At 71.7% G+C, this 26,347-nt stretch carries 22 protein-coding genes and 1 pseudogene; 15 read left to right on the forward strand and 8 right to left on the reverse strand.

Annotated elements, in window-relative coordinates; translation table 11 throughout:
• Nucleotides 1-8 precede the first annotated feature (8 nt).
• From FPV26_RS06730 to FPV26_RS06740, 3 genes are all read right to left on the reverse strand, one after another.
• Nucleotides 9-242 (reverse strand): hypothetical protein, encoded by a 234-nt coding sequence (locus FPV26_RS06730; RefSeq protein ID WP_147652971.1) that lies wholly within the window; start codon nt 240-242, stop codon nt 9-11.
• Complete coding sequence (locus tag FPV26_RS06735) at nt 239-1,501, reverse strand: HlyD family secretion protein (protein ID WP_147652973.1); 1,263 nt, start codon at nt 1,499-1,501, stop codon at nt 239-241. Before FPV26_RS06735 ends, FPV26_RS06730 begins: the two co-directional genes overlap by 4 nt.
• Before the next feature lie 98 nt (nt 1,502-1,599).
• Nucleotides 1,600-1,818 carry a YdcH family protein gene (locus FPV26_RS06740; RefSeq protein ID WP_147652975.1) on the reverse strand — a complete coding sequence of 73 codons (219 nt, stop codon included), beginning with the start codon at nt 1,816-1,818 and terminating at the stop codon, nt 1,600-1,602.
• 104 nt (nt 1,819-1,922) lie between these two features.
• Between FPV26_RS06740 and ttcA the strand changes: the two genes are divergently transcribed.
• The 3 genes from ttcA to FPV26_RS06755 are packed head-to-tail and all read left to right on the forward strand — an operon-like array spanning nt 1,923 to nt 4,586.
• On the forward strand, nt 1,923-2,819 hold the full coding sequence (gene ttcA, locus FPV26_RS06745; protein WP_147652978.1) for a tRNA 2-thiocytidine(32) synthetase TtcA: 897 nt from the start codon (nt 1,923-1,925) through the stop codon (nt 2,817-2,819).
• A gap of 52 nt (nt 2,820-2,871) precedes the next feature.
• Complete coding sequence (locus FPV26_RS06750; protein WP_147652980.1) at nt 2,872-3,777, forward strand: recombination-associated protein RdgC; 906 nt, start codon at nt 2,872-2,874, stop codon at nt 3,775-3,777.
• 26 nt (nt 3,778-3,803) lie between these two features.
• Complete coding sequence (locus FPV26_RS06755; RefSeq protein ID WP_147652982.1) at nt 3,804-4,586, forward strand: M48 family metallopeptidase; 783 nt, start codon at nt 3,804-3,806, stop codon at nt 4,584-4,586.
• A 185-nt stretch (nt 4,587-4,771) separates the two neighbouring features.
• Here FPV26_RS06755 and FPV26_RS06760 read toward each other — a convergent pair whose 3' ends face one another.
• Nucleotides 4,772-5,623: an alpha/beta fold hydrolase gene (locus FPV26_RS06760; protein ID WP_246109229.1), complete on the reverse strand. Its 852-nt coding sequence runs from the start codon at nt 5,621-5,623 to the stop codon at nt 4,772-4,774.
• Entirely contained in the window at nt 5,620-6,600 is a 981-nt protein-coding gene (hemH, locus tag FPV26_RS06765; RefSeq protein ID WP_147652984.1) for a ferrochelatase, read from the reverse strand. Before hemH ends, FPV26_RS06760 begins: the two co-directional genes overlap by 4 nt.
• A gap of 103 nt (nt 6,601-6,703) precedes the next feature.
• Here hemH and FPV26_RS06770 point away from each other — a divergent pair, with 103 nt between their 5' ends.
• From FPV26_RS06770 to FPV26_RS06790, 5 genes and pseudogenes are all read left to right on the forward strand, one after another.
• A complete protein-coding gene (locus FPV26_RS06770) occupies nt 6,704-7,549 on the forward strand; it encodes a lipid-binding SYLF domain-containing protein (RefSeq protein ID WP_147652987.1) in 846 nt (281 codons plus the stop codon).
• 69 nt (nt 7,550-7,618) lie between these two features.
• On the forward strand, nt 7,619-7,843 hold the full coding sequence (gene tatA, locus FPV26_RS06775; RefSeq protein WP_147652989.1) for a Sec-independent protein translocase subunit TatA: 225 nt from the start codon (nt 7,619-7,621) through the stop codon (nt 7,841-7,843).
• Nucleotides 7,844-7,871: 28 nt separating this feature from the next.
• Nucleotides 7,872-8,183, forward strand: a pseudogene (gene tatB / locus FPV26_RS06780) (Sec-independent protein translocase protein TatB); the annotation flags it as partial.
• 4 nt (nt 8,184-8,187) lie between these two features.
• Entirely contained in the window at nt 8,188-8,946 is a 759-nt protein-coding gene (tatC, locus tag FPV26_RS06785; RefSeq protein ID WP_147652993.1) for a twin-arginine translocase subunit TatC, read from the forward strand.
• Nucleotides 8,943-9,623 carry an RDD family protein gene (locus FPV26_RS06790; RefSeq protein ID WP_147652995.1) on the forward strand — a complete coding sequence of 227 codons (681 nt, stop codon included), beginning with the start codon at nt 8,943-8,945 and terminating at the stop codon, nt 9,621-9,623. Before tatC ends, FPV26_RS06790 begins: the two co-directional genes overlap by 4 nt.
• Nucleotides 9,624-9,632: 9 nt before the next feature.
• Here the strand turns inward: FPV26_RS06790 and FPV26_RS06795 are convergent, their stop codons facing one another.
• Together FPV26_RS06795 and FPV26_RS06800 are read right to left on the reverse strand one after the other, a co-directional pair.
• Nucleotides 9,633-10,547, reverse strand: a complete 915-nt coding sequence (locus FPV26_RS06795; RefSeq protein ID WP_147652997.1) for a hypothetical protein — start codon at nt 10,545-10,547, stop codon at nt 9,633-9,635.
• A 73-nt stretch (nt 10,548-10,620) separates the two neighbouring features.
• On the reverse strand, nt 10,621-11,346 hold the full coding sequence (locus FPV26_RS06800; protein ID WP_147652999.1) for a glutamine amidotransferase: 726 nt from the start codon (nt 11,344-11,346) through the stop codon (nt 10,621-10,623).
• Nucleotides 11,347-11,449: 103 nt separating this feature from the next.
• Here FPV26_RS06800 and glyQ point away from each other — a divergent pair, with 103 nt between their 5' ends.
• The 4 genes from glyQ (at nt 11,450) to FPV26_RS06820 (ending at nt 20,189) form a co-directional block, all read left to right on the forward strand.
• The gene (gene glyQ, locus FPV26_RS06805; protein ID WP_147653001.1) at nt 11,450-12,358 is read left to right on the forward strand and encodes a glycine--tRNA ligase subunit alpha; all 909 of its coding nucleotides are present in this window, start codon (nt 11,450-11,452) and stop codon (nt 12,356-12,358) included.
• An 11-nt stretch (nt 12,359-12,369) separates the two neighbouring features.
• Nucleotides 12,370-14,538, forward strand: a complete 2,169-nt coding sequence (gene glyS, locus FPV26_RS06810) for a glycine--tRNA ligase subunit beta (RefSeq protein ID WP_425473066.1) — start codon at nt 12,370-12,372, stop codon at nt 14,536-14,538.
• Between the two features lie 63 nt (nt 14,539-14,601).
• Nucleotides 14,602-16,365 carry an autotransporter assembly complex protein TamA gene (locus FPV26_RS06815; protein ID WP_147653025.1) on the forward strand — a complete coding sequence of 588 codons (1,764 nt, stop codon included), beginning with the start codon at nt 14,602-14,604 and terminating at the stop codon, nt 16,363-16,365.
• On the forward strand, nt 16,362-20,189 hold the full coding sequence (locus tag FPV26_RS06820; RefSeq protein WP_147653005.1) for a translocation/assembly module TamB domain-containing protein: 3,828 nt from the start codon (nt 16,362-16,364) through the stop codon (nt 20,187-20,189). The genes FPV26_RS06815 and FPV26_RS06820 overlap by 4 nt, the downstream gene beginning before the upstream one ends.
• Before the next feature lie 30 nt (nt 20,190-20,219).
• On the opposite strand, the gene FPV26_RS06825 is transcribed toward FPV26_RS06820, so the two are convergent.
• On the reverse strand, nt 20,220-21,227 hold the full coding sequence (locus FPV26_RS06825; RefSeq protein ID WP_147653007.1) for an integron integrase: 1,008 nt from the start codon (nt 21,225-21,227) through the stop codon (nt 20,220-20,222).
• Between the two features lie 3,020 nt (nt 21,228-24,247).
• Here FPV26_RS06825 and FPV26_RS06830 point away from each other — a divergent pair.
• The 3 genes from FPV26_RS06830 (at nt 24,248) to FPV26_RS06840 (ending at nt 26,180) form a co-directional block, all read left to right on the forward strand.
• Nucleotides 24,248-25,102, forward strand: coding sequence for a DUF5655 domain-containing protein (locus FPV26_RS06830; RefSeq protein WP_147653009.1), 855 nt, complete (start codon nt 24,248-24,250; stop codon nt 25,100-25,102).
• Nucleotides 25,103-25,614: 512 nt separating this feature from the next.
• On the forward strand, nt 25,615-25,872 hold the full coding sequence (locus FPV26_RS06835; protein WP_147653011.1) for a type II toxin-antitoxin system prevent-host-death family antitoxin: 258 nt from the start codon (nt 25,615-25,617) through the stop codon (nt 25,870-25,872).
• The gene (locus FPV26_RS06840) at nt 25,860-26,180 is read left to right on the forward strand and encodes a type II toxin-antitoxin system RelE/ParE family toxin (protein WP_147653013.1); all 321 of its coding nucleotides are present in this window, start codon (nt 25,860-25,862) and stop codon (nt 26,178-26,180) included. The genes FPV26_RS06835 and FPV26_RS06840 overlap by 13 nt, the downstream gene beginning before the upstream one ends.
• The last annotated feature ends 167 nt before the right edge of the window (nt 26,181-26,347 follow it).

Raw genomic sequence — 26,347 nt, forward strand, 5'->3', positions numbered from 1 at the left:
TTTGAACCTCAGGTGGCCTGCTGATAGCCATCAACGAAGCCTTTAGTGAAATCGTAGATTAAAGCGGCTGCGCCGATGGCAGCCAACAAAACGCCGACATTAATCCCGCCGTCAACTGCCTCAAGCTCACTCAATGTCAATTCACGCATTTCTACTTCTCCTTGAGTAATGGCGCAGTCCCCCTGCGCCATGGGGCCGGGAACACACCCGGCAATTCCTTGCCCCGGCTGGATGACGTTCATTCCGCCAGCCTCCCCGTGAGCGAATACAGCGGCTCGAACACCCACTCGAACAGGCGGCGGCGCTCGCCGAGGATGTCGGCCTCCAGCAGCATTCCCGGCTTGAGCGGCTCGGGCTTGCCGTAGGCGGTGACGGCCTGGCGCGCGAGCGCGACGGTGACGCGGTAGAACGGTTCGCCGGCCTGGGCGTTGCCGATCAATGCGCCCAGTTCGCCCGGGCTCAGTGCGCTGCGGCTGATGCGCGCCACGCGCCCGGCGTGGTGGCCGAACTTCTGGTGCGGGTAGGCCTGGTAGCGCAGCAGCACGCGGTCGCCGGGTTCGATGAAACCGATCGCGCGGCTGGGCACGAGCAGTTCCGCCTCGAGCCGGCCGTCGCCGGGAATCAGCGTGAGCACCGGCTGTCCGGCCTGCACCGCCTGGCCCGGCTTGAGCACCTGCGTGGCCACCACGCCGGCGATCGGCGCGGTGACGGCCAGTTCGCCGCGCGCGCGCGTCTCCACCTGCTCCTGCTCCAGCAGCGCCAGCTCGCGCTGATGCGCGGCGATGGCGAGTTGGCGTTGGGCGGGCAGCTCGCCGATCGCCTGTTGCAGCTGCGCGATCTGGCGCCGGACATCCACCGCCTGGCGTTGCAGCGCCTGCACCGCGGAGGTCTGCTCGAGGACCAGGTTCTCCTGCTGCCGCAGCTGCAGTTCGCTGGCGTAGCGCTGCGCATGCAGCTGCCGCAGGCGCTCCAGGGTGTCTTGCGCGATCCGGACCTGGTTCTGGCGGGTGGCGATTTCCGCCACGATCTGCGCGCGCTGGCGCCGGGCGGCCTCCAGCTGCCGGGACAATCCGAGCTCCTGGGCGGACAGCAGCGCCGACTGTGCCGACTGCGCCTGCAACAGGACTTGCCGGCGCCGGTCCAGACGCGCCTCCAGTGCGGAGGCCGTGTCGCCGGCCGCCAGCGTGGCGCGCGGCACCGTGACCACGGCCAGCAGCTCCCCGGCGCGCACGGCCCGCCCCTCCTCGACTGCGAGCCGGCTCAGCACGCCGGCCGCAGGGGCGACCACGGTGGCCAGGCCCTGCACCGGCACCAGCTGCCCGATCACGCGCGTCCGCCGGGTATAGGTCCCGAAGATCAGGAACAGGGCGACCGCAAGCGCAGCCAGCACGGCGAAGCCGGCCAGCGTCCACAACGACAGCGGTTGTGCAAGGGAGATCGCACCCAGCCAGGTGTTGCGCCTGGCCTCGAACACTTCCCTGCGAAACAAATCGCCCGACATCGTCCTTGTGTCGTCCCCTACAGCGCGGCGCAGGCTAAATGCAGGCTGTGGCGCCTGTCAAGCTTTTCCGCCTCTTCGGGCAATGCATGGGCGAATGCCTACGCCGGCTCGTCCGGGATCAGCATGGACTCCAGCCGGGCGATGCAGTCCCGGAGCTGCAGCCGGCGCTTCTTCAGCCGCTTGACCGTGAGCTCGTCGGCGTTGCGGTCGCGCTGCAGGCGCTCGATCGCGGCGTCGAGGTCGCGGTGCTCGAGCCGGAGCTCGACCAGGCGCCGCGCCAGGCGCGAGAGCTCCGCGGGATCGGTGGGCTGGTTCACGCGGCGAGCTTACCCCGCGCCCGGGACGCCGTCATGACACCTGCGCGCCCGGTCGCGCCGGCGGGCCGCGGGTAGAATGGACGGCCCGCTGCAACGCCCGCCGCATGAGCATCCCGCTGCCCCTCGCCGAACCCGCGCCGCGCGCGCGCCGCGCCGCGCACGAGGCCAACCGCCTCGCCAAGCGCCTGCGCCACCAGGTCGGGCGCGCGATCGCCGACTTCGGCATGATCGAGGACGGCGACCGGGTGATGGTCTGCCTGTCGGGCGGCAAGGACAGCTACACCCTGCTCGACATCCTGCTGCAGTTGCAGCGCAAGGCCCCGGTGCGGTTCTCGATCACCGCGGTCAACCTCGACCAGAAGCAGCCGGGCTTCCCCGGACACGTGCTGCCGGACTACCTGCGCACGCTGGGGGTGGACTTCCACATCCTCGAGCAGGACACCTACTCGGTGGTCAAGCGCGTGGTGCCGGAAGGCAAGACCCTGTGCTCGCTGTGTTCGCGCCTGCGCCGCGGCGCGCTGTACTCGTTCGCGGCCGAGCACGGCTACACCAAGATCGCGCTCGGCCACCACCGCGACGACATGGTGGCCACGTTCTTCCTCAACCTGTTCTTCCACGCCAAGCTCTCGGGCATGCCGCCGAAGCTGCTGTCCGACGACGGCCGGCACGTGGTGATCCGGCCGCTGGCCTACGTGCGCGAGGACGACATCGCGCGCTACGCCGAGCTGCGCCGGTTCCCGATCATCCCCTGCAACCTGTGCGGCTCGCAGGAGAACCTGCAGCGCAAGCAGGTCAAGCGCATGCTCGAGGCGTGGGAGCAGGAACACCCCGGGCGGATCGAGACCATCGCCCGCGCGCTCGGCGACGTGCGCCCGTCCCAGCTCGCCGACCCGAAGCTGTTCGACTTCCTCGCCCTCGGCGCGCGCGGCGGCGCGCTGCCGGACGCGCACGCGTGGCTGGCCGGAGAGCCGCACGCGGCGACGGACGAGACCGACGACTGACCCGTCTCCTTCCCCCGTGCGCGGGGGCTCTTTTCCCTTTGCCGGACCTTCGATGTTCTTCCGCAACCTGACCTGCTTCCGCTTCCCCGCCTCGCTCGACCTCGCCGACCTCGAATCCCGCCTCGCCGACTGCGCGCTCAAGCCGGTCGGGCCGCTGGAGCCGTCCTCGCGCGGCTTCGTTCCGCCGTTCGGCCGCGACGCCGAGGCCTACGCGCACCGGGTCGGCAACGCGGTCTGGCTCAGCGTCGGCGGCGAGGACCGCCTGCTGCCGGCGGCGGTGGTCAACGACCAGCTGGCGAAGAAGCTGGCCGCGCTCGAAGAGCGGGAAGGCCGCAAGCCCGGCGGCCGCGCGCGCAAGCGCCTGAAGGAGGAGCTGGTGCAGGAGCTGCTGCCGCGCGCGTTCGTGCGCCCCACCCGCACCGACGCCCTGCTCGACCTCGGCCACGGCGTGTGCGTGGTGGACACCGCCTCGCGCAAGACCGGCGAGGCGGTGGTGTCCGAGATCCGGCGCGCGCTCGGCAGCTTCCCGGCGCTGCCGCTCAACGCCGAGGTCGCGCCGCGCGGCGTGCTCACCGGCTGGCTCGCCGGCGATCCGCTGCCGGCCGGGCTCGCCCTCGGCGACGAGTGCGAACTGCGCGACCCGGCCGACCAGGGCGCGGTGGTCAAGGTGCAGCGCATGGAGCTGCAGTCGGACGAGATCGCGCGCCACCTCGAGGCCGGCAAGCAGGTCGCGCGCCTGGCCCTGACCCTCGACGACCACGTCTCGTTCGTGCTCGGCGAGGACCTGGTGGTGCGCAAGTTCAAGCTGCTCGACGGCGCGGTGGACCAGCTCGAATCGAGCGAGCGTGAGGACCTGCGCGCCGAGCTCGACGCCCGCTTCGCGCTGATGGCCGGCGAGTTCGAGCGCCTGTTCGCGGTGCTCGAGGCCGCGCTGAAGCTGTCGAAGGCCGAGGCCTGAGCGCCCCGGCGCCCTACACTGCGCGCATGCCCCATCCGCTCCGTCGCCTGCTCGCGCCGCCGGCGCGCGTCATCGAACGTGACGCCTTCGCGCTGCGCCTCCCGGACGGCCGCGAGGTCGAGATCACGCGCGTGCGCCACCCGCGCGCGCGCCGGCTGAAACTGTCGGTGGACGACCGCGGCGCACGCCTGACCCTGCCGCCGCGGGTCAGCCTGAGCGCCGGCGAGCGCTTCGTGCACGACCACCGCGACTGGCTGCTGCGCCAGCTCGACCGTTTCGCCCAGGCGCCGCTGCCGGCGCTGCAGCGCTGGGCCACCGCCCGCCTGCCGCTGCGCGGCGCCGACCTGCCGCTGCACTGGCAGCAGGCGCGCTGCGTGCGCCTGCGCAGCGGGGAAGGGGCACTGCACTTCGATCTGTCCGCGCGCGCCGGCGACGCCACCCTGCGCCGCGCCCTGCGCGACTTCTACGAAGGCGAGGCCCGCGCCGACCTCGGCCGCTGGCTGCCGAAGTACCTTCCGACCCTGCCGCGCCCGCCGCGCCGCGTGCTGTTCAAGCCGATGCGCTCGCAATGGGGCTCGCTCGCCCCCGACGGCACCGTCGCCCTCGACCTCGCCCTCGCCCTCGCCCGCCCGACGGCGTTCGAGTACGTGCTGGTGCACGAACTCTGCCACCTGATCCGCGCCGACCACTCGCGCGCCTTCTGGCGCGAGGTCGAACACCGCTTCCCCGCCTGGCGCGACGAACGCGACTACCTGCACGCCGAAGGCCGGCGTCTGAAGGCCACCCTGCACGCCCTGCTCGGCGGCTGACGCCGGCTGCGTGACAACGCGGGCGTCCCGTGTGCCCGGTGTCCGCGCGGGACCGTCGGCGGCATGGATGCCGCCGACGAGCCTCCATGGATGGATTCACGGCGTGTCCCGCGCGGACACCGGATACATGGGATGCCCCCAGCAATGCATGGCAGCCCCACAACCGCACAGGCGCACGCGAGCACTCACCCGCCCAGGAAAAACTCCCCGATCGCCGCCGCCACCGCGTCCGGCTGCTCCATGTGCAGATGGTGCCCGCCCGCCAGCACCACCGTCTCCCCGCGCGCCAGCAACCCCGCCCGCTCCCGCCGCAACGGCTCCGGGAAATACGGCTGCGGCGGATCGGCATAGATCACCCGCACCGGACAGACGATGTTCGCCAGCAGATCCCGCACCTGCGCCTCGAGCATGCGCACCGCCGTGGTGATCGTCAGGCGCTGGTCCGTGCTCCACACCCACCCGTCCTCCACCGGCCGCACCCCGCGCTCGACCAGCAACCGCGCCACCGGCTCCGACAACCCGTTGGCCTGCATCCGCGCCCGCACCGCCGTCGCCACGTCCGGGAACACCCGCAACGCCTTGTCCCGCAACGCCCGCCGCGCCGCCACCGCCTCGCGCAACCGCGCCGTGGTGTGCTCGGCCGTGTCCGAGAGCGCCCCCAGCGCCTCGATCGCCACGAACCGCGTCACCCGCTCCGGCGCCGCCGCGCACAGGATGCTGCCGATCGCCGCTCCCATCGAATGCCCGAGCACCGCGAACCGCGCCCAGCCCAGCGCGTCGGCCGCATCCAGCAGCGTGTGCACCGTGCCCGGCAGCGAATACTCCGCCGCCGCCGGCAGATGCGGGCTGCGCCCGTGCCCCGGCAGATCCAGCGCCACCAACTCCACGCCGCGCAGATACGGCGCCAGCGGCACGAAGCTGGCCGCATTGTCCAGCCAGCCGTGCAGCGCCAGCACCGGCACGCCGCCCTCGCCGCCGCGCAAGGCCGCCAGCGGCCCGAACGGCGTCGGCACCACGGTCTCGCTGAGCACGCTCACGGCCACGCCTCCAGCGCCCGCCGCGCCACCGCCGCCAGCGCCTGCGCGTGCGCCGGCGACGCATTCAGGCACGGGATGTAGCGCAGCGCCTCGCCGCCGGCGGCGCGGAACGTCTCCGCCCCGCCCAGCGCGATCTCCTCCAGCGTCTCCAGGCAATCCACCGCGAAGCCCGGACACAGTACGTCGAGCCGGCGCACCCCGCGCGCGGGCAGCGCCTGCAGCACCTCGACGGTGTACGGCTGCAGCCAGCGTTCGCGGCCGAACCGCGACTGGAACGCGACCGTGTACGCCTCCGGCGCCAGGCCCAGCGCCGCCGCCAGCGCACGCGCGCCGGCTGCGCACTGCGCCGCGTACGGATCGCCCGCGTCCACCAGCCGCTGCGGGATGCCGTGGAACGACAGCAGCAGATGCTCGCCGCGCCCGTGCGCGGCCCAGTGCGCGCGCACACTGGCGGCGAGCGCGGCGATCCATTCCGGCGCGAGGTGGTAGTCGCCGACCACGCGCACCGCGAACCCGGCCCCGGCCTGCGCCCGCGCCACGTCCTCCACCGAAGCCGTGGTGGTGGTCGAGTACTGCGGATACAGCGGCAGCAGCAGCGCGCGGCGCACGCCTTCGCCGCGCAGCCGCGCCAGGGTGCCCGCCAGCGCCGGCATGCCGTAGCGCATCGCGGGCACCACCCGCAGCGCCGGCAGCACGGCCTGCACCGCGTCGGCCAGGCCGCGCGTGTACACCGTCAGCGGCGAGCCGCCGTCGAGCCAGATCTGCGCGTATTTCTCCGCCACCTTCGGCGCGCGCAGCGGCAGGATCAGCCCGCGCAGCAGCGGCTGCCACAGCCAGCGCGGGAGTTGCACCACGCGCGGATCGGACAGGAACTCGGCCAGGTAGCGCCGCACCGCCGGCGCGGTCGGTGCATCCGGCGTGCCGAGGTTGACCAGGACCAGCGCGGTGTCGGCGGGAATGTCGGCATCGGGGCGCATCGGCATAGGATGACACGCGGCGCGGCACCGTCCGCGGTTCCTTGCCGGTTCATCCCCGCCTCACTAGCCTGCCCGCTGCACACCTCGTCCGGGAGCGAAGACCATGCCTGCCACGCTGCGTTCCGTCGTGCTGTCCGTCGCCCTGATCGTCGCCACCGCCGCCAGCGCCGCCGTCGCCGGCCCGCGCGAGGACGAGCGCGCGCGCAACGCGGTGCGGGTGCTGACCGAGATCCAGGCCATCCCCGAGAACGCGATCCCGGACAAGCTGCTCGACGAGGCGCACGCGATCGTGGTCGTGCCGGACACGATCAAGGCCGGCCTGGTGCTCGGCGGCCGCCGCGGTCACGGCCTGATGGCGGTGAAGACGCCCGACGGCACCTGGTCGAATCCGAGCTTCGTCAAGCTCACCGGCGCCAGCATCGGCTTCCAGGCCGGAGTGCAGTCGGCCGACGTGGTGCTGGTGTTCCGCAGCCAGCGCGGGGTGGAGTCGCTGGTCAACGGCAAGTTCACCCTCGGCGCGGATGCCGGCATCGCCGCCGGTCCGGTCGGGCGCAACGCCAGCGCCGCCACCGACGGCGAGATGCAGGCCGAGATCTGGTCCTGGTCGCGCGCCCGCGGCCTGTTCGCCGGGGTCGCCCTCGACGGCGCGGTGCTGGCGATCGACGATGCGGCCAACCAGGCCGTGTACGGCCGCGACACCACCCCGCGCATGATCTTCGAGGGCCGCGCGCCGCAGCCGCCGTCGCCGGCGGTGGTCGCCTTCCGCGACCAGCTGGAGGAAGCCAGTGCCGCCGCCCGCGCCAACCGCGGCACCGCCGCGCCGGCCCGGGCCGCGACCCCGGCCGCAACCACCGCGCCCGCGCCGGCCAGCACCGGGCCGGTCGGCGCGGGCTTCGAGCCGGTCCGGGACACCCCGGCCAAGGTCGAGCCCCTGCCCGAGACGCCGTGACCAATCGCCGGGGCGGTGCCGGAGCCGCTGCGGTATTCTTGCCTTCTCCCCTCCCGCTAGGCGACGTCCATGGGCTCATTCAGCATCTGGCACTGGCTGATCGTGCTGCTGATCGTGCTGCTGCTCTTCGGCACCAAGCGCCTGAAGAACGTCGGCCAGGATCTCGGCGAGGCCATCAAGGGCTTCAAGAAAGGCATGCAGGACGAGGACACGCCGCCCGCGCGCCTGGGTCACGACGAGTCCGCGCGCAAGGACGGCGAGCGCGAACGCGAGCGCGACGACGCCGCCCGCTGACCCCGCCGCGGCCTGACGCCCCGCCGCGATGTTCGACATCGGCTTCTTCGAACTGCTGGTGATCGCGGTGGTCGCGCTGCTCGTGCTCGGCCCCGAGCGCCTGCCCAAGGCCGCGCGCTTCGCCGGGCTGTGGGTGCGGCGCGCGCGCGCCCACTGGTATGCGGTCAAGGCCGAGCTCGAACGCGACCTCGCCGCCGAGGAACTGCAGCGCAGCCTGCGCGAGACCCAGGACGCGCTGCGCCGCACCGAAGGCGAGCTGCGCGAGGCCGGCGCCGCCGCGCGCCGCGAGCTCGACGCCGCCGCGCAGGACGCGGTCCCGCCCGCGCCACCGCCCGCCGACGACGATGTCCGCCGCTGACCCCGCCCCGCCCACCCGCCTGGTGGACCATCTGCTGGAACTGCGCGCGCGCCTGATGCGCGCGGTGGCCGGGCTGCTGCTCGCGTTCGTGGCCCTGCTGCCGTTCGCCAACACGCTCTACGCCTGGCTGGCGCGGCCGCTGCTGGCCAAGCTGCCGGCCGGCGGCCAGCTGATCGCGGTCGAGGTCGCCTCGCCGTTCTTCGCCCCGCTCAAGCTCGCCTTCTTCGTCGCCCTGGTGCTGGCGATGCCGTGGCTGCTGTACCAGGCCTGGGCCTTCGTCGCCCCCGGCCTGTACGCGCGCGAGAAGCGGCTGGCGCTGCCGCTGCTGGCGTCGGCACTGACGCTGTTCTACGCCGGCTGCGCGTTCGCCTACTTCCTGGTGCTGCCGGCGGTGTTCGGCTTCCTCACCGCGGTCACCCCGGAAGGCGTGGCGATGATGACCGACATCCACGCCTACCTCGATTTCGTGCTGGTGATCTTCCTCGCCTTCGGCCTGAGCTTCGAGCTGCCGGTGGCGCTGGTGATCCTGAGCCTGCTCGGCTGGGTGACGCCGGCGCAGCTGCGCGAGGCGCGCGGCTACGCGATCGTCGGCATCTTCGTGATCGCGGCGATCGTCACCCCGCCCGACGTGGTCTCGCAGCTGCTGCTGGCGATCCCGATGTGCCTGCTGTACGAGCTGGGCATCGTCGCCGCGCGCCTGCTGGCGCCGAAGCCGGCGACCGAGACGGACACGTCCGCACGATGAAGCCGGCGGGGTTCTGGGTGCGCGCCGCGGCATGGACGCTCGATGCCGTGCCGACGTTCGCCCTGGCCGTGCTGCTGAGCCTGCCCTCGCTGCGCGCCCTGCCGGTGGCGCTGGCCCACGCCAGCCAGGCGCTGGCCGACACGCTGGCCCAGGCGCTGCTGCGCGCGCTCGAGCCAGGCGCCACGGGCCTGCTCGCACTGATGGGGCTGTGGCGCGACCCTGCGCTGCTCGCCTCCGCCCGCGCGCTCACCCATGCCCTGCTCGCCGGACTGACGCCGACCCTGCTGTGGTTCGCGGCGCTGACCTGCGCCTGGCACGTGCTCGGCGAATGCAGCCGCTGGCACGCCACGCCCGGCAAGCGCGCGCTCGGGCTCACGGTGGCCGGCGCCGACGGCCGCGCGCCGGGCCCGGCGCGCAGCCTGCTGCGCAATCTGGCCGGGGCGCTGTCGTGGCTGAGTCTCAACCTCGGCCACCTGCTCGCGGCGCTGCCGCCCGCGCACCGCGCCCTGCACGACCGGCTCGCCGGCACCCAGGTGCTCGGCCCGGAGACGCCGCTGCCGCGCTGGGCCTGGGCCTGGCTCGCGCTGCAGGCGCTGCTCGGCCTGCTCGCGCTGGGCTGGGCCGCGGAGCGGCTGTCGGCGGCGCTCGAGGCGGCGCTGCTGCGCGCGCCGCTCTGAGCCGGCGCTTCAGACCGCGACCGCGTCGTTCCCGCCCGACGGCGGCGCGGCCTGGCCGCAGACGTCGCGCCAGAGGAAGTACATCACCCCGAACATCACCACGTAGGCCACCAGCATGGCGGCCAGGTACAGCGGCAGGCCGAGCACGATCCCGAGCCAGGCGCCGGCCGCCTTGGCCAGCAAGCCGATCACCAGCATCACCAGCACCAGCGCCACCGACAGCACCAGCAACGCCGCCACCATCACCACCAGGAACACCAGCAGCGGCAGCAGGTTCTTGGCCGCGCCGGCCACGCCGTCGGCGAGCGCGCCGCCCAGGCCGCGTCCGCGCAGCGCGATCTGGCCCAGCCCGACCGCCTGCACCGCGAAGCCGAACAGGCCGATCACCAGCACCACCGCGAACGCCAGGCCGAAGCCCGCAGGCAGGCTCGTCGGCGGCGGCTGGCTGACGCCCTGCATCGAGGCGCGCAGGTTCTCCGCGTACCAGGCCAGGAAGTCCGGCGCCAGCCAGCCCACCAGGCCCGCGATCAGCAGGTTCTGCACCAGCGCGAGCAGGAGCACGAAGCCGATCGCGCGCGCGCTGGCGCCGGCGTCGCGGAACCCGCCGAACACGTCGGTGGCGCGCGCCGCGCGTCCGCTCTCGACCGCGTCCAGCAGGCGCATGTAGCCGACCATCAGCGCCGCCAGCACCAGCAGCAGGGCCAGCACCGTCACCAGCATCATCGCCAGCGCCAGGCCGGGGCCGGGCTTGAGCGCCAACTGCACTCCGCCCGTCAGCAGGCCGAGCGCGAGCACCGCCGCCAGCAGCGTGGCCAGCAGCAGCGCGGCGCCGCCGAAGATCGCGGCCGGATTGTGCCGGCCCAGGTTCAAGGCCTGCTTCAGCCAGCCGATGCCGGCCGCCGGCCCGAGTGTCCGTGTCGTCATGAACGTTCTCCCCACCTCGCGCCGCGGCTGCGGCGGCATGCCGGCCGCATCGTAAGCCAGAACGGGGGCGTTTTCAGCGCGGCCGCAGCCCGCGCGCGTGGCGCACGAAACGCCGCAGGACCTTGCGCGCGTACGGGGCGGCGCTGACCGCGCGCGCCAGCTGCTTGGCGCAGCGGCCCTCGCGCGCGAGCGCGTCGTGGCGCGCGTGCAGGTAGCCGCGCATGTGGGTGCCGCTGAACTCAGGGTGGAACTGCACGCCCCAGGCATGGTCGCGCCAGCGGAACGCGTGACAGTCGTCCTGCGCCGAGCGCGCCAGCACGGTGGCGCCCTCCGGCGCGCGCAGCACGCTCTGCAGGTGGGTGGCCTGGGCGGGGAAGCGGGGCGGCAGCCCGGCGAACAGGGGATCGGCGTGCGCGTGCGGATGCAGCTCGATCTGCACCGTGCCCATCTCGCGCCCGGTCGGGTTGTATCCGACCTCGCCGCCGAGCGCGTGCGCCAGCAGCTGGTGGCCGTAGCAGATGCCGAACACCGGCAGGCCGGCGTGCACCGCCTCGCGCAGCCAGTCGGCGGTGCGCTCGCTCCAGTCGTGGCGGTCGGTGACCATTGCCGCCGAGCCGGTGACCAGCACCCCGGCGTAGCCCGCGCGGCGCGGCAGCGGGTCGCCGCGCTCGACCCGCACCACCGCCGCCTCGTCGCGGGCCAGCCCGGCGGCGACCCGGATCCAGTGGGCGAAGTCGCCGTGGCGGCGCATCGGTTCGACCGGGCGGCCGGTTTCGAGGATCAGGAACGGGGGGTGCATCGGCTCGCGGAAAGGCTTCGGAAGACGGACGCGCGCGCCGGCCGGCGCGGGGGCCGCCGCTATACTAGCCCGCTTTTCCGCGCCCTTCCGGATCCCGATCACGATGCCCGGCCCCACCTTCCAGGACCTCATCGCCAGGCTCAACGGCTACTGGGCCGGACAGGGCTGCGTGCTGATCCAGCCGCTCGACCTGGAGGTCGGCGCCGGCACCTTCCACCCCGCCACCTTCCTGCGTGCGCTCGGCCCCGAGCCGTGGAACGCGGCCTACGTGCAGCCCTGCCGCCGCCCCACCGACGGCCGCTACGGCGAGAACCCCAACCGCCTGCAGCGCTACTACCAGTACCAGGTGGTGATGAAGCCGAGCCCCGACGACATCGTCGAGCGCTACTTCGGCTCGCTCACCGCGCTCGGCATCGATCCGCTGGTGCACGACCTGCGCCTGGTCGAGGACAACTGGGAGTCGCCCACCCTCGGCGCCTGGGGCCTGGGCTGGGAGGTCTGGCTCAACGGCATGGAGATCACCCAGTTCACCTGGTTCCAGCAGGCCGGCGGCCTGGAGTGCCGGCCGGTGCTGGGCGAGATCACCTACGGCCTCGAGCGCCTGGCGATGTACCTGCAGAACGTGGACAACGTGTTCGACATCGTCTGGACCCACGGCCCCGACGGCAGCCCGGTGACCTACCGCGACGTGTACCACCAGAACGAGGTCGAGCAGAGCGCGTACAACTTCGAGCATGCCGACGTGGCCGAGCTGTTCCACCGCTTCGACGCCTGCGAGGCCGAGGCGCTGAAGCTGGTCGGGCTCGGCCTGCCGCTGCCGGCCTACGACCAGGTGTGCAAGGCCAGCCACAGCTTCAACCTGCTCGACGCGCGCCGCGCGATCTCGGTCACCGAGCGCCAGCGCTACATCCTGCGCGTGCGCCGGCTGGCGCAGGCGGTGGCCGAGAGCTATTACGCACAGCGCGAGAAGCTCGGCTTCCCCGGCCTCAAGCGCGGCACGGAGGCGGCGTGATGGGCGCGACGATGCAACCGCTGCTGATCGAACTGGGCACCGACGAGCTGCCGGTCAAGGCCCTGCCGGGCCTGGCCCAGGCGCTGTTCGACGGCGTGCTCGACGGCCTGGCCCGCCGCGGCATCGCGGTCGAACGCGGCGACGCCAAACCGCTGTACACCCCGCGCCGGCTCGCGGTGCGGCTGCCCGGCGTGGCCACCGAGCAGCCCGAGCAGCGCAGCGAGGTGCCCGGCCCCTATCTCAACGTCGCGCTCGACGCCGACGGCCAGCCGACCCGCGCCCTGCTCGGCTTCGCGCAGAAGGCGGGGGTGGAATGGACCGCGCTGGCGCGCACCACCGACCACAAGGGCGAGCGCTTCGTGCACCGCGCGCTGCGCCCCGGCGCGCCGACCGCGACGCTGCTGCCGGAGATCCTGCGCGAGGCGATCGCGGCCATGCCGATCCCCAAGCCGATGCGCTGGGGCGCGCACGAACACGCCTTCGCCCGCCCGGTGCACTGGCTGGTGATGCTGCTCGGCGATGCCGTGGTCGAGGGCGAGGTGCTCGGCCGGCGCAGCGACCGCATGAGCCGTGGCCACCGCTTCCTGCACGACAAGCCGGTGTGGATCGGCGCCCCGGACGACTACGTCGAGGCGCTGCGTGCGGCCAGGGTGCTGGCCGACCCGGACGAGCGCCGCGCGCGCATCGTCGCCGAGGTCGAGGCCGCGGCCCGCGACGCCGGCGGCCGCGCGCGGATCGCCCCCGACACGCTGGAGCAGGTCAACTGCCTGACCGAGTGGCCGAGCGCGGTGCGCTGCGCGTTCGAGCCGGAGTTCCTGGCGGTGCCGCAGGAAGCGTTGATCGCCACCATGGAGGCGAACCAGAAGTTCTTCCCGGTGCTGGACGCGCAGGGCCGCCTGACCGCGCACTTCGTCGGCATCGCCAACCTCGAGTCGCGCGAAGTCGCCGAGGTGCGCAAGGGCTACGAGCGGGTGATCCGGCCGCGTTTCGCCGACGCCAAGTTCTTCTTCGTCGAGGACCTCAAGCAGGGCCTGGCGGCGATGAACGCGGGCCTGGCCGGCGTCACCTACCAGGCCCGGCTCGGCACCGTCGCCGACAAGGTCGCGCGCGTGGCGCTGCTCGCCGAAACCATCGCACGCGCGGTGGGCGCCGATCCGGTGCTGGCGCGCCGCGCCGCCGGGCTGTCCAAGGCCGACCTGCAGTCGCGCCTGGTGGGCGAGTTCCCCGAACTGCAGGGCGTCGCCGGGCGGTACTACGCGATGGCCGACGCCAGCCTCGCCGACCTGGCGCACGAACCGCGCGCCGCGGTCGCGGCCGCGCTCGACGAGGCCTACATGCCGCGCTACGCGGGCGATGCGATCGCGCCTTCGCCGCTGGGCCGCGTGCTCGCCATCGCCGAGCGCCTGGACACGCTCGCCGGCGGGTTCGCGGCGGGGCTGAAGCCGACCGGCAACAAGGACCCGTTCGCGCTGCGCCGCAACGCGCTCGGGCTGGCGCGCACGCTGCTCGAGGGCAGCCTCGAACTGGACACGGGCGAGGCGCTGCTGCAGGCCGCGCACCTGGTGCACGCCGACATCAAGGCCGCCACCGCCGCCACGCCCGCCAGCCGCGAGGCGCTGCGCCACGAGCTGCGCCAGGCCGACTACGCGCCGGAGACGCGCGCGTCGGCGGACGAGCTGTACGACTTCATCCTCGACCGCCTGCGCGGCTACTACGCCGAGCAGGGCGTGCCGCCGCAGCGGTTCGAGGCGGTGGCCGCGCTGCGGCCCGCGTCGCTGCTCGACTTCGACCGGCGCCTGCAGGCGATCGGCGAGTTCGCGCGCCTGCCCGAGGCCGAGGCGCTGGCCGCGGCCAACAAGCGCATCCGCAACATCCTGCGCAAGTCCGAGGACACGATCCCGGCGCAGGTGGATCCGGCGCTGCTCAGCGAACCGGCCGAACGCGCCCTGGCCGCGGCGGTGGACGCCGCGATCGCCGAGACCGACCCGCTGCTCGCCGCGCGCGACTACGTCGCCGCGCTGGCGCGCCTGGCGCAGCTGCGGCCGCAGGTGGACGCGTTCTTCGACCAGGTGATGGTCAACGTCGAGGCCGCGCGCGTGCGCGGCAACCGCCTGGCCCTGCTCGCGCGCCTGGCCGACCGGCTCGGCAGCGTGGCCGCGATCGAACACCTCTCGGTCTGAGCCGTTCCGGTGCGTGAACGCCGCGTGCGCCTGCGCGGCGCGCGCGCCGGCTATGCTCGCGCGATGCCGTCGCTGCCCCGTCTCCTCTCCGCCTTCGCGCTCGCGCTGGCTGCGGCCGCGCCGGCCGCGGCGCAGACGCTGGCGCGGGTGGAGATCGTCGGCCTCGACGAGGCGATGGCCCGCAACGTGCGCGAGGCGTTGTCGCTCGACGACGCGCTCGGCCGCACGCTGCCGCCGCAGCGCCTGGAGTACCTGCTGCGCGAGGCCGAGGCCGAGACGCGCACCGCGCTGGAACCGTTCGGCTACTACACGCCGGAGATCCGCATCGAGCACAGCGCCGGCGATCCGGTGACGGTCACGATCGCGGTGACGCCGGGGCGTCCGGTGGTGGTGCGCCAGGCGCGGATCACGATCGCCGGCGAGGGCGCGCGCGATCCGGAACTGGAAGCGGCGCTGGCCGCGTTCCGCCCGCGCCCGGGCGAGCCGTTCGAGCACGCGCGCTACGAGGCGAGCAAGGCCGCGGTGCTGCGCACCTTCGCCCGGCGCGGCTATTTCGACGCCGACTTCGTCCAGCGCCGGGTCGAGGTCACCCGCGCCGCGCACGCCGCCGACATCTTCCTGGCCTGGGACAGCGGCCCGCGTCATGCGCTGGGCGCGGTGCGCTTCGTGCAGCAGCCGAGGATCCTGCGCGACGACCTGCTCGAACGGCTGGTGCGCTGGACCCCGGGCACGCCCTACGACGAGGCACGCGTGGACGCGCTGCGCGAGTCGCTGCAACGGCTCGACTACTTTTCCGCGATCGAGATCGCGCCGCAGCCGGCACAGGCCTCGTCCGGGCACGTGCTGCCGGTGGAGGTCGCCCTGGTCCCCGCGCCGCGCAGCATCTACAGCGCCGGCCTGAGCTACGGCACCGACCTCGGCACCGGCGTGCGGCTCGGGCTGGAACGCCGTTACGTCAACGACCGCGGGCACAAGGCGCTGGCCCAGCTCGACTACGCCGAACGCCGCCAGGCGCTGATCCTGCAATACCGCGTGCCCGCGTTCGCCTGGGTGGACGGCTGGTACAGCGGCAGCCTGCAGTACGCCGACGAGCAGACCGAGTTCACCGACGCGCGCCGGCTCGAGCTCGTCGCCAGCCGCAGCGGGCAGATCAACCGGCGTTTGAGCGCGGCGGTCTCGCTGCACCTGCTGCGCGAACGCTGGCGGCTGGCCCGGCAGCGCACGACGCTCCCGCTCGACCCCGACCGCTACGCGAGTTTCGTGTATCCCTCGCTGCGCGCCGAGTACATCGCGGTGGACGACCGGCTCGCGCCGCGCGCCGGCTTCGGCGCCAGCGCGCTGCTGCGCGGCGGCCTGCAGGCCGCGGGCTCGGACGCGAACTTCCTGCAACTGCACGCGACCGGCAGCTGGTTCCGCGGCCTGGATCCGCGCAGCCGCCTGATCGCGCGCGGCGAGGTCGGCCTGACCTGGACCGGGGAACTGGTGGACATGCCGCCGAGCCTGCGCTTCTTCGCCGGCGGCGACCGCAGCATCCGCGGCTACGCCTGGCGCGAGGTCGGGCCGCGCCTGTTCGACCTCGCGCTCGGCGCGCGCAACGTGATCACCGCGTCGCTCGAGTACGAGCGTTACTTCGACGACCGCTGGGGCGCGGCGGTGTTCGTGGACCGCGGCAGCGCGTTCGACGATCGTCCCGACTGGCACACCGGCGTCGGCATCGGCCTGCGCTGGCGCTCGCCGGTGGGCCCGGTGCGGGTGGACGTCGCCCATGGGCTCGACGCGCCCGACGCCGCGTTCCAGCTGCACCTGAACATCGGAGCCGACCTGTGAGCGCGACGCCGGCGCCGCAGGCACGCGAGGCGCGCATCGCCGAACTGCGCGCCCGGCGTCGCGCGCGCCTGCGCTGGCTGGCGCTGCGCGCGGTGCTGCTCGCCGGCGTGCTGACGCTGGCCGCGGGCGTGGGCCTGTGGTGGCTGGTGCAGACCGTCGCCGGCCGCGACGCGCTGCTGGCCGAGCTGGTGGCACGCCTGCCCGACGACGCCACCCTGACCTGGGCGCGCGCCGAAGGCCCGGCGCGCGGGCCGCTGACCCTGCACGGCGTGCGCCTGCAATGGCAGCCACCGTGCCCGGACACGCGCCCGCGCTGCGTGCGCCGTCCGCTCGTGTTCGGCGCGCGGCGCCTGCACCTGGATCCGGCGCTGTGGCCGCTGCTCGGCCGGCGCCTGCGCCTGGATGCGCTGCAGGTGCAGGACGCCACGCTCGAATGGCCGACGCCGGATGCGCCGTTCGAATTGCCGCGCTGGCCGGAGGCGCTGCCGGACATCGTGCTGCCGCTCGCGCTGCAGGCCGACGCGCTGGCCGTGGACGACCTGCGCATCACCCGCGACGGCCAGGCCTGGCTGCACGTGCACCGCGCGCGCGGCGGCGTGCGCGCCGAGTCCGGGCGCCTGCACGTCGCACGGCTCGTGGTCCACAGCGACCGCGGGCGTTACGCGCTGCACGGCGACTACGTGCCGGCCGAGGACTACCGCACCGAGCTCGTCGCCACCGCGGTCCTGCCCGGCGACGGCCCCGCCACGCCCGCGCGCCTCGGGTTCGTCGCGCGCGGCACCCGCACCCAGCTCGCCCTCGGCCTGGCCGGCCGCGCGCCGCGCCCGCTGCGCGCGACCCTGCGCCTGCGCGGCGACACGCGTCCGCACTGGCGCCTGCGCGTGCACGCCGACGGTTTCGATCCGGGCCTGCTGCGCGACGCACCGGGCGCCACGCCGCTGGTGCTGCGGCTGCAGGCCGACGGCGTGGGCGGCGTCGCACGGCTCTCCGGCGCCCTGCGCGCGGGCACGGTCGTCGTGACCGTGCTGCCTTCGACGCTCGCGCTCGAGGATCAGGTGCTGCTGGCGCGTCCGCTCGCGCTGCGGGTGCTCGACGGCGAACTCGTGCTGCGCGGCCGCGGCGACTTCGCGGCCGGCGCGCGCGAACCGTTCCGCTTCGACCTGCGCGCGCGGTCGCTGCGCTGGGGCGCGGGTGCGGACGCGGTGCACGCCGACGCCGACCTGCGCGTGCACGGCACGCCCGCCCGCTGGACCGCGCGCGGCGACGGCCGGCTGACGCGCGGCACGCAGCGCGCGCAATGGCGGCTCGACGGCACCGGCGACCGCAGCGCGGTGCAGCTGCGCGCGCTGCAGGTGCGCATGCCGCAGGGCCGTCTCGACGCACGCGGCCGCATCGCCTGGGCGCCGGCGCCGGCCTGGGACCTGAGCGCGCAACTCGCCGGCTTCGACCCCGGCTACTTCGTGCCGGGCTGGCGCGGCGCGGTGCACGCGCGGCTGCACGGCACCGGCCACCGCGCCCGGGACGGCCTGCACGCACGCCTCGCCGCCACCGCGCTCGGCGGCCAGCTGCGCGGCCGGACGCTGCGCGGGCACGGCGCGCTCGCCGTCGCGGGCGACACCTGGCGCGGCGAACTCACGCTCGGCCTCGGCGCCAGCCGGCTCGAGGCGCGCGGCACCCATGCGCGCACGCTCACCCTCGATGCCCGCTTCGCCCCGCTGCAGCTCGCCGACGTGCTGCCCGACGCGACCGGCACGGTGCGCGGCACGCTCGCGCTGCGCGGCGATCCGCGCACACCGGCGATCCGCGCCGACCTCGACGGCGACGGCCTGCGCGCCTTCGGGCTGCGCGCGGGCCGGCTGCGCGCCCATGGCACGCTGCCGGCCGCCGGCGCCGTGCCGGGCACGCTGCGCATCGAGGGGCGCGCGCTCGAACTCGGCCTGCCGCTCGACGCCTTGCGCCTCGACGCGCACGGCACCTGGCAGGCGCTGCACGTGGACGCGCAGGCGCACAACGCCGGCCACCGCCTCACCTTCGCCGGCGACATCGGCCGGCACGGCCGCGCCTGGCGCGGCCGCCTCGATGCGCTCGCGCTCACACCCGCACGCGGCAGTGCGTGGCGGCTCGACGCGCCGGCGACGTCCACCTGGGAGGCGCGCCGCTTCCGGCTCTCGCCCGCCTGCCTGGGCACGCGCGACGGCGGCCGTGTGTGCGTCCGCGCCGACTGGCCGCAACGCGAACTCGCCTTCGACGGCCACGCCCTGCCGCTGTCGCTGCTCGCACCCTGGCTGCCGCCGCGCGTCGACGGACGCCCGTGGGGGCTGCGCGGCGAGATCGCGTTCGCCGGCGACGTGCGTCCGGCCGGCCGCGGCTGGCGCGGCGAGGTGCGCGTGGACTCGGCGAGCGGCGGCCTGAAGTTCGACCCCCGCGACCGCCGCGAACCGCTGCGCTACGCCGCGCTCGCGCTGCACGCCCGCTTCGACGCCGCCGCACTCGACGCGCGCCTGCAGGCGCGCGTGAACGACAGCGGCGATCTCGCCGCGCGCCTGCGCACCGGCTGGGACGCGGCCGCGCCGCTCGCCGGCGAACTGACCCTGCGCACCGACGACGTCGCCTGGCTCGAACTGTTCTCGCCCGACATCGTCGCTCCGCGGGGCCGGCTCGATGCGCGCCTGGCCGTGTCCGGCACCCGTGCGCGCCCGCGGCTGGGCGGGCACGCCACGCTCGACGATTTCGCCACCGAACTGCCCGCGCTCGGCATCGCCCCGCGCGACGGCCAGCTGCGCCTGGACGCGCAACCCGACGGCAGCGCACGCCTGAACGGCCAGCTGCGCTCGGGCGAAGGCGTGCTGCGGATCGAGGGCACGCTCGGCTGGCAGGACGCCGCCACGCCGCTGCGCCTTTCCCTGCGCGGCGAGCGCGTGCTGCTCGCCGACACCCGCGCCCTGCGCGCCGTGGCCGCGCCCGACGTGCAGCTGCGCTACGCCGTCGGCCTGCCGGTCGAGGTCAGCGGCGAGGTCGCCGTGACCTCGGCCCGGCTCGATCTGGAGCGCCTGGACAGCGGCGTGCCGGCCTCGCCCGACGTGGTCGTGCTCGATCCGGCCGACCCCGCGCGCGCGCCGCCGCCGCTCGCGCTCGACCTGGTGCTGCGCGTCGGCGACGACGTGTCCCTGCGCGGCTTCGGCCTCGACGGCACCCTGCGCGGCCGCCTGCGCGTGCGGCAGACGCCCGGCCGCGCGCCGCTCGCCACCGGCCAGCTCGACGTGGCCGGCCACTACATCGCCTACGGCCAGAAGCTCCAGATCACCCGTGGCCGCCTGGCCTGGGACGACGCGCCGTTCGCCGATCCGCGCCTGGACCTGCGCGCGCAGCGCCGCGTCGGCGAGGTCACCGCCGGCCTCGACGTGCGCGGCCGCGCCAGCGCCCCGCGCGCCACGGTCTGGTCCGATCCCGCGCGCCCGACCTCCGAAGCGCTGGCCTACCTCGCCCTCGGCCGCCCGCTCGCCAGCGCCAGCCGCGAGGAAGCGCAGCGCATCGGTGCCGCCCACGCCGCGCTCACTGCCGGCGGCAACCTGCTCGCCTCCGAACTCGGCGCGCGCCTGGGCCTGGACGATGCCGGCGTGAGCGAAAGCCGCACCCTCGGCGGCAGCGTGCTCGGCATCGGCAAGTACCTGTCCCCGCGCCTGTACGTCGGCTACGGCGTGTCCCTGCTCGGCACCGGCCAGGTGCTGACCCTGCGCTACCTGCTCGGCCGCGGCTTCGACGTCGAGATCGAATCGAGCACGCTCGGCAACCGCGCCACCCTCAACTGGCGCAAGGAGAAATGAACGCCACGCCTCGCTCGGCGCGCGCCGGCCTCAGAACTCGCGATCGAGCGGACTGAGCACCGCCCCCGCCCCGCGCCCGAGCACGTGCGTGTAGATCTGGGTGGTGGACAGGTCCTTGTGCCCGAGCAGCTCCTGCACCGTGCGGATGTCGTGCCCGGCCTCGAGCAGGTGGGTGGCGAACGAATGCCGCAGCGTGTGGCAGGTCGCCGGCTTGGCGATCCCCGCCTTCACCCGCGCCGTCTTGATCGCCCGCTGCAGCACCGCCTCGTCCACATGGTGCCGCCGCACGATCCCGCTGCGCGGATCCACCGACGGCGCCGCCGCCGGGAACAGGTACTGCCAGCCCAGCTCGCGCCCCGCGTTCGGATACTTGCGCTCCAGCGCGTGCGGCAGCCACACCCCTGCCATGCCCGCAGCACAGTCCTGCGCGTGCACGATCCGCGCCCGCTCCACCGCGCGGCGCAGCGGCTCCTGCAACCGTTGCGGCAGGGGCACGTGCCGATCCTTGCCGCCCTTGCCCGCGCGAACCACGATCTCGTGGCGCTCGAAATCCACATCCTTGATCCGCAACCGCAGACACTCCATCAGGCGCATCCCGGTGCCGTACAGCAAGGCTGCCATCAACCAGGCCTGCCCCTCCAGCATCGCCAGCAACCGCGCCACTTCCTCTCGTGACAGCACCACCGGCACCCGTCGCGGCCGCTTCGCCCGCACGAGGTTTTCCATCCATGGCAACTCGACCCCCAGCACCTCCTTGTACAGGAACAGCAACGCCGCCAGCGCCTGGTTCTGGGTCGCCGGCGCCACCTTGCCCTCGGTCGCCAACCGGGTCAGGAACCCCTCCACCTCCGTCTTGCCCAGCCCTCGCGGATGCCGCCCTCCGCAGGCACGGACAAAACGCCAGACCCATGCCACATACGCCCGCTCCGTCCGCAGGCTGTAATGCCGCACCCGACACCGCGCCCGTACCTTCTCCAGCAGCTCCGGCACCCGCGGTGGATTGTGCGAAACCCCACGCTTGCCCTTGCATACATCCATGACACCCCATCCTTGCGGGATAACACGGACACGATGCTCCCCACCCCGGCCTCATGCCGTCAGATAAAGCATTGATCGACAGTCAGATTTCTACCATTGCCCACCCCCATCCCCCCGCTGCATACTCCCCACGACACCCCATCCGTGGGGTCGATTAGGTGTTAGGCGGCTGAAAGTGCAACAGCGCCCTTGAGCGCGGACCATCGCTCTCGCGGCTCGCCCCTTGCGCATCGGCTGCATTCGTTTTCGCACCGCAACATGGCGTTGATCTGGTCATGGGTTTTTGCGCCTTGGGCAGGGGCAAAGGCCGGGGACGGGGCTTTGGGCAGGGGCAATTGGTAGGTCGGGGGCTGGGGTCGCCGGCCTGGCAGCTTGGCCTGGACAAGTGCTGGCATCCTCGGGCCGGGTCTGTTTATGCTCGGCCGGGGAAAGGCGGTGATGAGAGATCAGAGCCGCCTAACTGTTCGTTCAAGCCGACGCCGCTTCGTTCCGGCAAAAGGGCGGCACTGAAGAGCGTGCCACCCTTTTGCCTCCACTACGCAGCGCGGCTTAACTCAGGTGTTAGGCGGCTTGTTTCTTGAGACAGTGGCTCGTGCGCTTTGGCGGCACCTCGTTTGAGCGCTCCTTGCACTTACGCCATACCAGGTCATAAGCGCTGCACCGCAGCAACGTGTACCGACCTCGGCATCGAGGCTCGGGGCAAGAGCAAATCACAGCACCGTGTAGGGGGTCGCTGGTCGGCCCGCTGGGCTCGGACAAGTGGCCGTTTTGCTGGTCGGCCGGGGGCGGGGCCTCGGGCAGTGGGTTCCTCGCCTGCCAGCCTGGCTTGGACAAGTGCTGGCACAGCCGGGCTAGAGGTGCTTATCCTCCTCCGGGGAGTTGGGTGGAGGGTGCAGGTTCCGCCGCCTAACTATTCGTCCAAGCCGACGCCGCTTCGCGGCGCGGCTTAACTCAGTGTGTTAGGCGGCTTGCTTCTTGAGGGAGCGGCTCGTGCGTTCTGGCAACAGGTCGCTTGTGTTGTCCGCTTGCCTCACCCGTAGCAGAACGCTGCACCGCAGCAACGTGCACCGGCCCCGGCACCGAGCCCTGGGCAAAAGCGAATCACAGCGCCGTGTAGGGGGTCACTGGTCGGCCCGCTGGGCTCGGACAAGTGACCGTTTTGCTGGCCGGCCGGGGGCGGGGCCTCGGGCAGTGGGTTCCTCGCCTGCCAGCTTGGCTTGGACAAGTGCTGGCGTGGCTAGGCCAGGGGTGCTTATCCTCCTCCGGGGAGTTGGGCGGAGGGTGCAGGTTCCGCCGCCTAACTATTCGTTCAAGCCGATGCCGCTTCGTTCCGGCAAGGCAGTGGCAGAGAAAGCTTGCCACTGCCTCGCCTCCACTACGCGGCACGGCTTAACTCAGGTGTTAGGCGGCTTGTTTCTTGAGACAGCGGCTCGTGTGCTTTGGCAGCACGCTGTTTGAGCGCTCCATGCACTTACGCCGTACCAGGTCATAAGCGCTGCACCGCAGCAACGTGCACCGGCCTCGGCATCGAGGCTCGGGGCAAGAGCAAATCACAGCACCGTGTAGGGGGTCGCTGGTCGGCCCGCTGGGCTTGGACAAGTGACCGTTTTGCTGGTCGGCCCGCTGGGCTTGGACAAGTGACCGTTTTGCTGGTCGGCCGGGGGCGGGGCCTCGGGCAGTGGGTTCCTCGCCCGCCAGCCTGGCCCGGACAAGTGCTGGCGCGGCCAGGGTGGGGTGCTTATCCTCCTCCGGGGAGTTGGGTGGAGGGTGCAGGTTCCGCCGCCTAACTATTCGTTCAAGCCGATGCCGCTTCGCGGCACGGCTTAACTCAGTGTGTTAGGCGGCTGAAAGCGCAACAGCGCGTTTGGGGAAGATCATCGTTCCCGCGGCTCGCCCTTCGCGCATCGGTCGCATCCGTTCACGCACCGCAACATGGCGTTGATTTGATCACTGGCCTTTGCGTCATGGGCAGGGGCAAAGGCCGGGGACGGGGCTTTGGGCAGGGGCAATTCGCGGGTCGGGGGCTGGGGTCGCCGGCCTGCCCGCTTGGCTTGGACAAGTGCTGGCATCCTAGGGCGGGGTCTGTTTATGCTCGGCCGGGATGGGCGGTAATGAGAGATCAGAGCCGCCTAACTGTTCGTCCAAGCCGACGCCGCTTCGCGGCGCGGCTTAACTCAGGTGTTAGGCGGCTGAAAGCGCAGCAACGCCCGTGAGAGCGAATCATTGTGCCCGCCGCCCGCCCTCGTGCATCGGTTGCATTCGTTTTCGCACCGCAGCATGGCGTTGATCTGGTCATGGGCCTTTGCGCCATGGGCAGGGGCAAAGGCCGGGCACGGGGCTTTGGGCAGGAGCAATTCGCGGGTCGGGGATCGTGGTCGCCGGCCTGCCCGCCTGGCCTGGACAAGTGCTGGCATCCTCGGGTCTGGTCTGTTTATGCTCGGCCGGGGATGGGCGGTGATGAGAGATCAGAGCCGCCTAACTGTTCGTTCAAGCCGACGCCGCTTCGCTCCGGCAAAAGGGCGGCACTGAAGAGCGTGCCACCCTTTTGCCTCCACTGCGCAGCGCGGCTTAACTCAGTGTGTTAGGCGGCTGAAAGCGCAACAGCGCGTTTGGGGAAGATCATCGTTCCCGCGGCTCGCCCTTCGCGCATCGGTCGCATCCGTTCACGCACCGCAACATGGCGTTGATTTGATCACTGGCCTTTGCGTCATGGGCAGGGGCAAAGGCCGGGGACGGGGCTTTGGGCAGGGGCAATTGGTAGGTCGGGGGCTGGGGTCGCCGGCCTGGCAGCTTGGCCTGGACAAGTGCTGGCATCCTGGGGCGGGGTCTGTTTATGCTCGGCCCGGAGCGGGCGGTAATGAGAGATCAGAGCCGCCTAACTGTTCGTTCAAGCCGACGCCGCTTCGTTCCGGCAAAAGGGCGGCACTGAAGAGCGTGCCACCCTTTTGCCTCCACTACGCAGCGCGGCTTAACTCAGGGTGTTAGCCATTGCACCCACTACTTTCGTCACTGAGCCATCCATGAAGCACATTCAACTCAGCACGCTCTCAATCAAGAGTCATCCCCAGCTCAACGAAAAGTGGGTGCAAGAGGTAATTGCCGCGAACCCATCAATTCTTGGCCTAGGAGACCTCGTTCTAGTCGACAAGGAGCGGACTCAACCTTCCGGAGGCAGGTTGGACTTGCTCTTCAAGGATTCGGATGGACCAACGCGGTACGAGGCGGAGCTTCAACTTGGCGCAACGGATGAAACACATATCATCCGCACAATTGAGTACTGGGACATTGAACGTCGCCGTTATCCCCAATATGAACATGTCGGTGTACTCATCGCTGAGAACGTCACATCAAGGTTCCTCAATGTAATCAGCCTTTTCAATGGATTTATACCGCTAGTGGCGCTGCAGATGACCGCCATTCAAATCGATGGCGGCATCGGGCTCCACTTCACAAAAGTCGTCGATGCCCTACGCCTCGGTCCGGCGGATGACTCCGAGATCATTGAGCCCGCTGACCGCGCCTACTGGGAGAGCCGCGTCCCACAAAAGATCGTCAAGATGGCGGATGAGATCATTGAGATTTGCAAGGCCTTTGATCCATCCCTTGAGCTTAAGTTCAACAAGCAATACATCGGCTTTGCTCGCGGTGGTATCGCCTTTAACTTTGCAACTTGCAAGCCTCGCAAGACAGCCATGAATCTATCGATCCGTCTTCCACGCAGTGACGAAGTGGACGGAAAGCTGGAGCAATCTGGGCTTGACATGCTTGAGTACGCCAGGTGGGGCGCGTACCGCATCAAGTTGGAGCCTACCGATATCGCCAAGCACCGCACGCTCATCGAGGACATGCTCCACCTTGCCTATGAGCAGCGCTAGAGCAATGGCTAACAATTCATTCAAGCCGAAGCCGCTTCGCGGCTCGGCTTAATTCAGGCGTTAGGCGGCTTGTTTCTTGAGACAGCGGCTCGTGTGCTTTGGCAGCACGCTGTTTGAGCACTCCATGCACTTACGCCGTACCAGGTCATAAGCGCTGCACCGCAGCAACGTGTACCGGCCTCGGCATCGGGGCCTCGGGCAAAAGCAAATCGCAGCACCGTGTAGGAGGTCGCTGGTCGGCCCGCTGGGCTTGGACAAGTGACCGTTTTGCTGGTCGGCCGGGGGCGGGGCCTCGGGCAGTGGGTTCCTCGCCCGCCAGCCTGGCCCGGACAAGTGCTGGCGCGGCCAGGGTGGGGTGCTTATCCTCCTCCGGGGAGTTGGGTGGAGGGTGCAGGTTCCGCCGCCTAACTATTCGTTCAAGCCGATGCCGCTTCGCGGCACGGCTTAACTCAGTGTGTTAGCCCTTCGCGCAGGCACTTGCAGCGGTCAGAGTGATACTATAGTATCACCTCATGAGAACCGAACTCGTGACCACCCTCAAGCGCCAAGCAACCGAGCTTCTTTCCGAGCTCGAGCGTGATAAGGAGCCGATCCTTATTACCCAGCATGGCCTGCCCAGTGCCTACCTCGTCGACGTTGAGAGCTACGAGCTTATGCAACAGCGCATGGCCGTGCTCGAAGGCATCGCTCGTGGAGAACTGGCTGTCGCAGAAGGGCGCGTGGCCACCCATTCCCAAGCCAAGGCGCGTCTTGCCAGATGGCTGAAATAATCTGGTCGGAGCCGGCGCTTAGCGATCTGGATGCTATTGCCGATTACATTGCTCTAGAAAACCCCGTCGCTGCTGCGGAACTGGTCAAACGTGTGTTCAAGCACGTCGAGCAGTTGGCCGATCATCCTGAGAGCGGCAGTCGCCCGCAAGAATTGAAGCGCTCGCGTTATCGTCAAATTGTCGAGCCTCCTTGCCGCATCTTCTATCGCTATGATGGGCAGAAGGTCTATATTCTTCATGTCATGCGCGCCGAGCGTTTATTGCGCAAGGGGCGACTTGCTGCAAGATCCAAGCAGGCGAAGGGCTAACCATTCGTTCAAGCCGACGCCACTTCGTGGCGCGGCTTAAGGAAGGTCTGAACAACTCCCATGATCTCGGCGACAATAGCGCACCGCGATTGGGGTGACGATCGATGCAGCTGACGTTCGGTGACGCCGAGGGCATGGGCAAGCGCAAGCGTACCCGGCGGGAGATC

The organism is Vulcaniibacterium gelatinicum (assembly GCF_008033445.1).
Classification (GTDB): Bacteria; Pseudomonadota; Gammaproteobacteria; order Xanthomonadales; family Xanthomonadaceae; genus Vulcaniibacterium_B; species Vulcaniibacterium_B gelatinicum.

Coding starts and splice junctions, on each gene's coding strand:
- tatA (WP_147652989.1), top strand. CDS start 7,619: ATGGGCTCATTCAGCATCTGGCACTGGCTGATCGTGCTGCTGATCGTG.
- FPV26_RS06795 (WP_147652997.1), bottom strand. CDS start 10,547: ATGACGACACGGACACTCGGGCCGGCGGCCGGCATCGGCTGGCTGAAG.
- FPV26_RS06840 (WP_147653013.1), top strand. CDS start 25,860: ATGGCTGAAATAATCTGGTCGGAGCCGGCGCTTAGCGATCTGGATGCT.
- FPV26_RS06790 (WP_147652995.1), top strand. CDS start 8,943: ATGAAGCCGGCGGGGTTCTGGGTGCGCGCCGCGGCATGGACGCTCGAT.
- FPV26_RS06730 (WP_147652971.1), bottom strand. CDS start 242: ATGAACGTCATCCAGCCGGGGCAAGGAATTGCCGGGTGTGTTCCCGGC.
- glyS (WP_425473066.1), top strand. CDS start 12,370: ATGCAACCGCTGCTGATCGAACTGGGCACCGACGAGCTGCCGGTCAAG.
- FPV26_RS06825 (WP_147653007.1), bottom strand. CDS start 21,227: ATGGATGTATGCAAGGGCAAGCGTGGGGTTTCGCACAATCCACCGCGG.
- glyQ (WP_147653001.1), top strand. CDS start 11,450: ATGCCCGGCCCCACCTTCCAGGACCTCATCGCCAGGCTCAACGGCTAC.
- FPV26_RS06755 (WP_147652982.1), top strand. CDS start 3,804: ATGCCCCATCCGCTCCGTCGCCTGCTCGCGCCGCCGGCGCGCGTCATC.
- hemH (WP_147652984.1), bottom strand. CDS start 6,600: ATGCGCCCCGATGCCGACATTCCCGCCGACACCGCGCTGGTCCTGGTC.
- ttcA (WP_147652978.1), top strand. CDS start 1,923: ATGAGCATCCCGCTGCCCCTCGCCGAACCCGCGCCGCGCGCGCGCCGC.
- FPV26_RS06735 (WP_147652973.1), bottom strand. CDS start 1,501: ATGTCGGGCGATTTGTTTCGCAGGGAAGTGTTCGAGGCCAGGCGCAAC.
- FPV26_RS06835 (WP_147653011.1), top strand. CDS start 25,615: ATGAGAACCGAACTCGTGACCACCCTCAAGCGCCAAGCAACCGAGCTT.
- FPV26_RS06770 (WP_147652987.1), top strand. CDS start 6,704: ATGCCTGCCACGCTGCGTTCCGTCGTGCTGTCCGTCGCCCTGATCGTC.
- FPV26_RS06750 (WP_147652980.1), top strand. CDS start 2,872: ATGTTCTTCCGCAACCTGACCTGCTTCCGCTTCCCCGCCTCGCTCGAC.
- FPV26_RS06815 (WP_147653025.1), top strand. CDS start 14,602: ATGCCGTCGCTGCCCCGTCTCCTCTCCGCCTTCGCGCTCGCGCTGGCT.
- FPV26_RS06830 (WP_147653009.1), top strand. CDS start 24,248: ATGAAGCACATTCAACTCAGCACGCTCTCAATCAAGAGTCATCCCCAG.
- FPV26_RS06800 (WP_147652999.1), bottom strand. CDS start 11,346: ATGCACCCCCCGTTCCTGATCCTCGAAACCGGCCGCCCGGTCGAACCG.
- tatC (WP_147652993.1), top strand. CDS start 8,188: ATGTCCGCCGCTGACCCCGCCCCGCCCACCCGCCTGGTGGACCATCTG.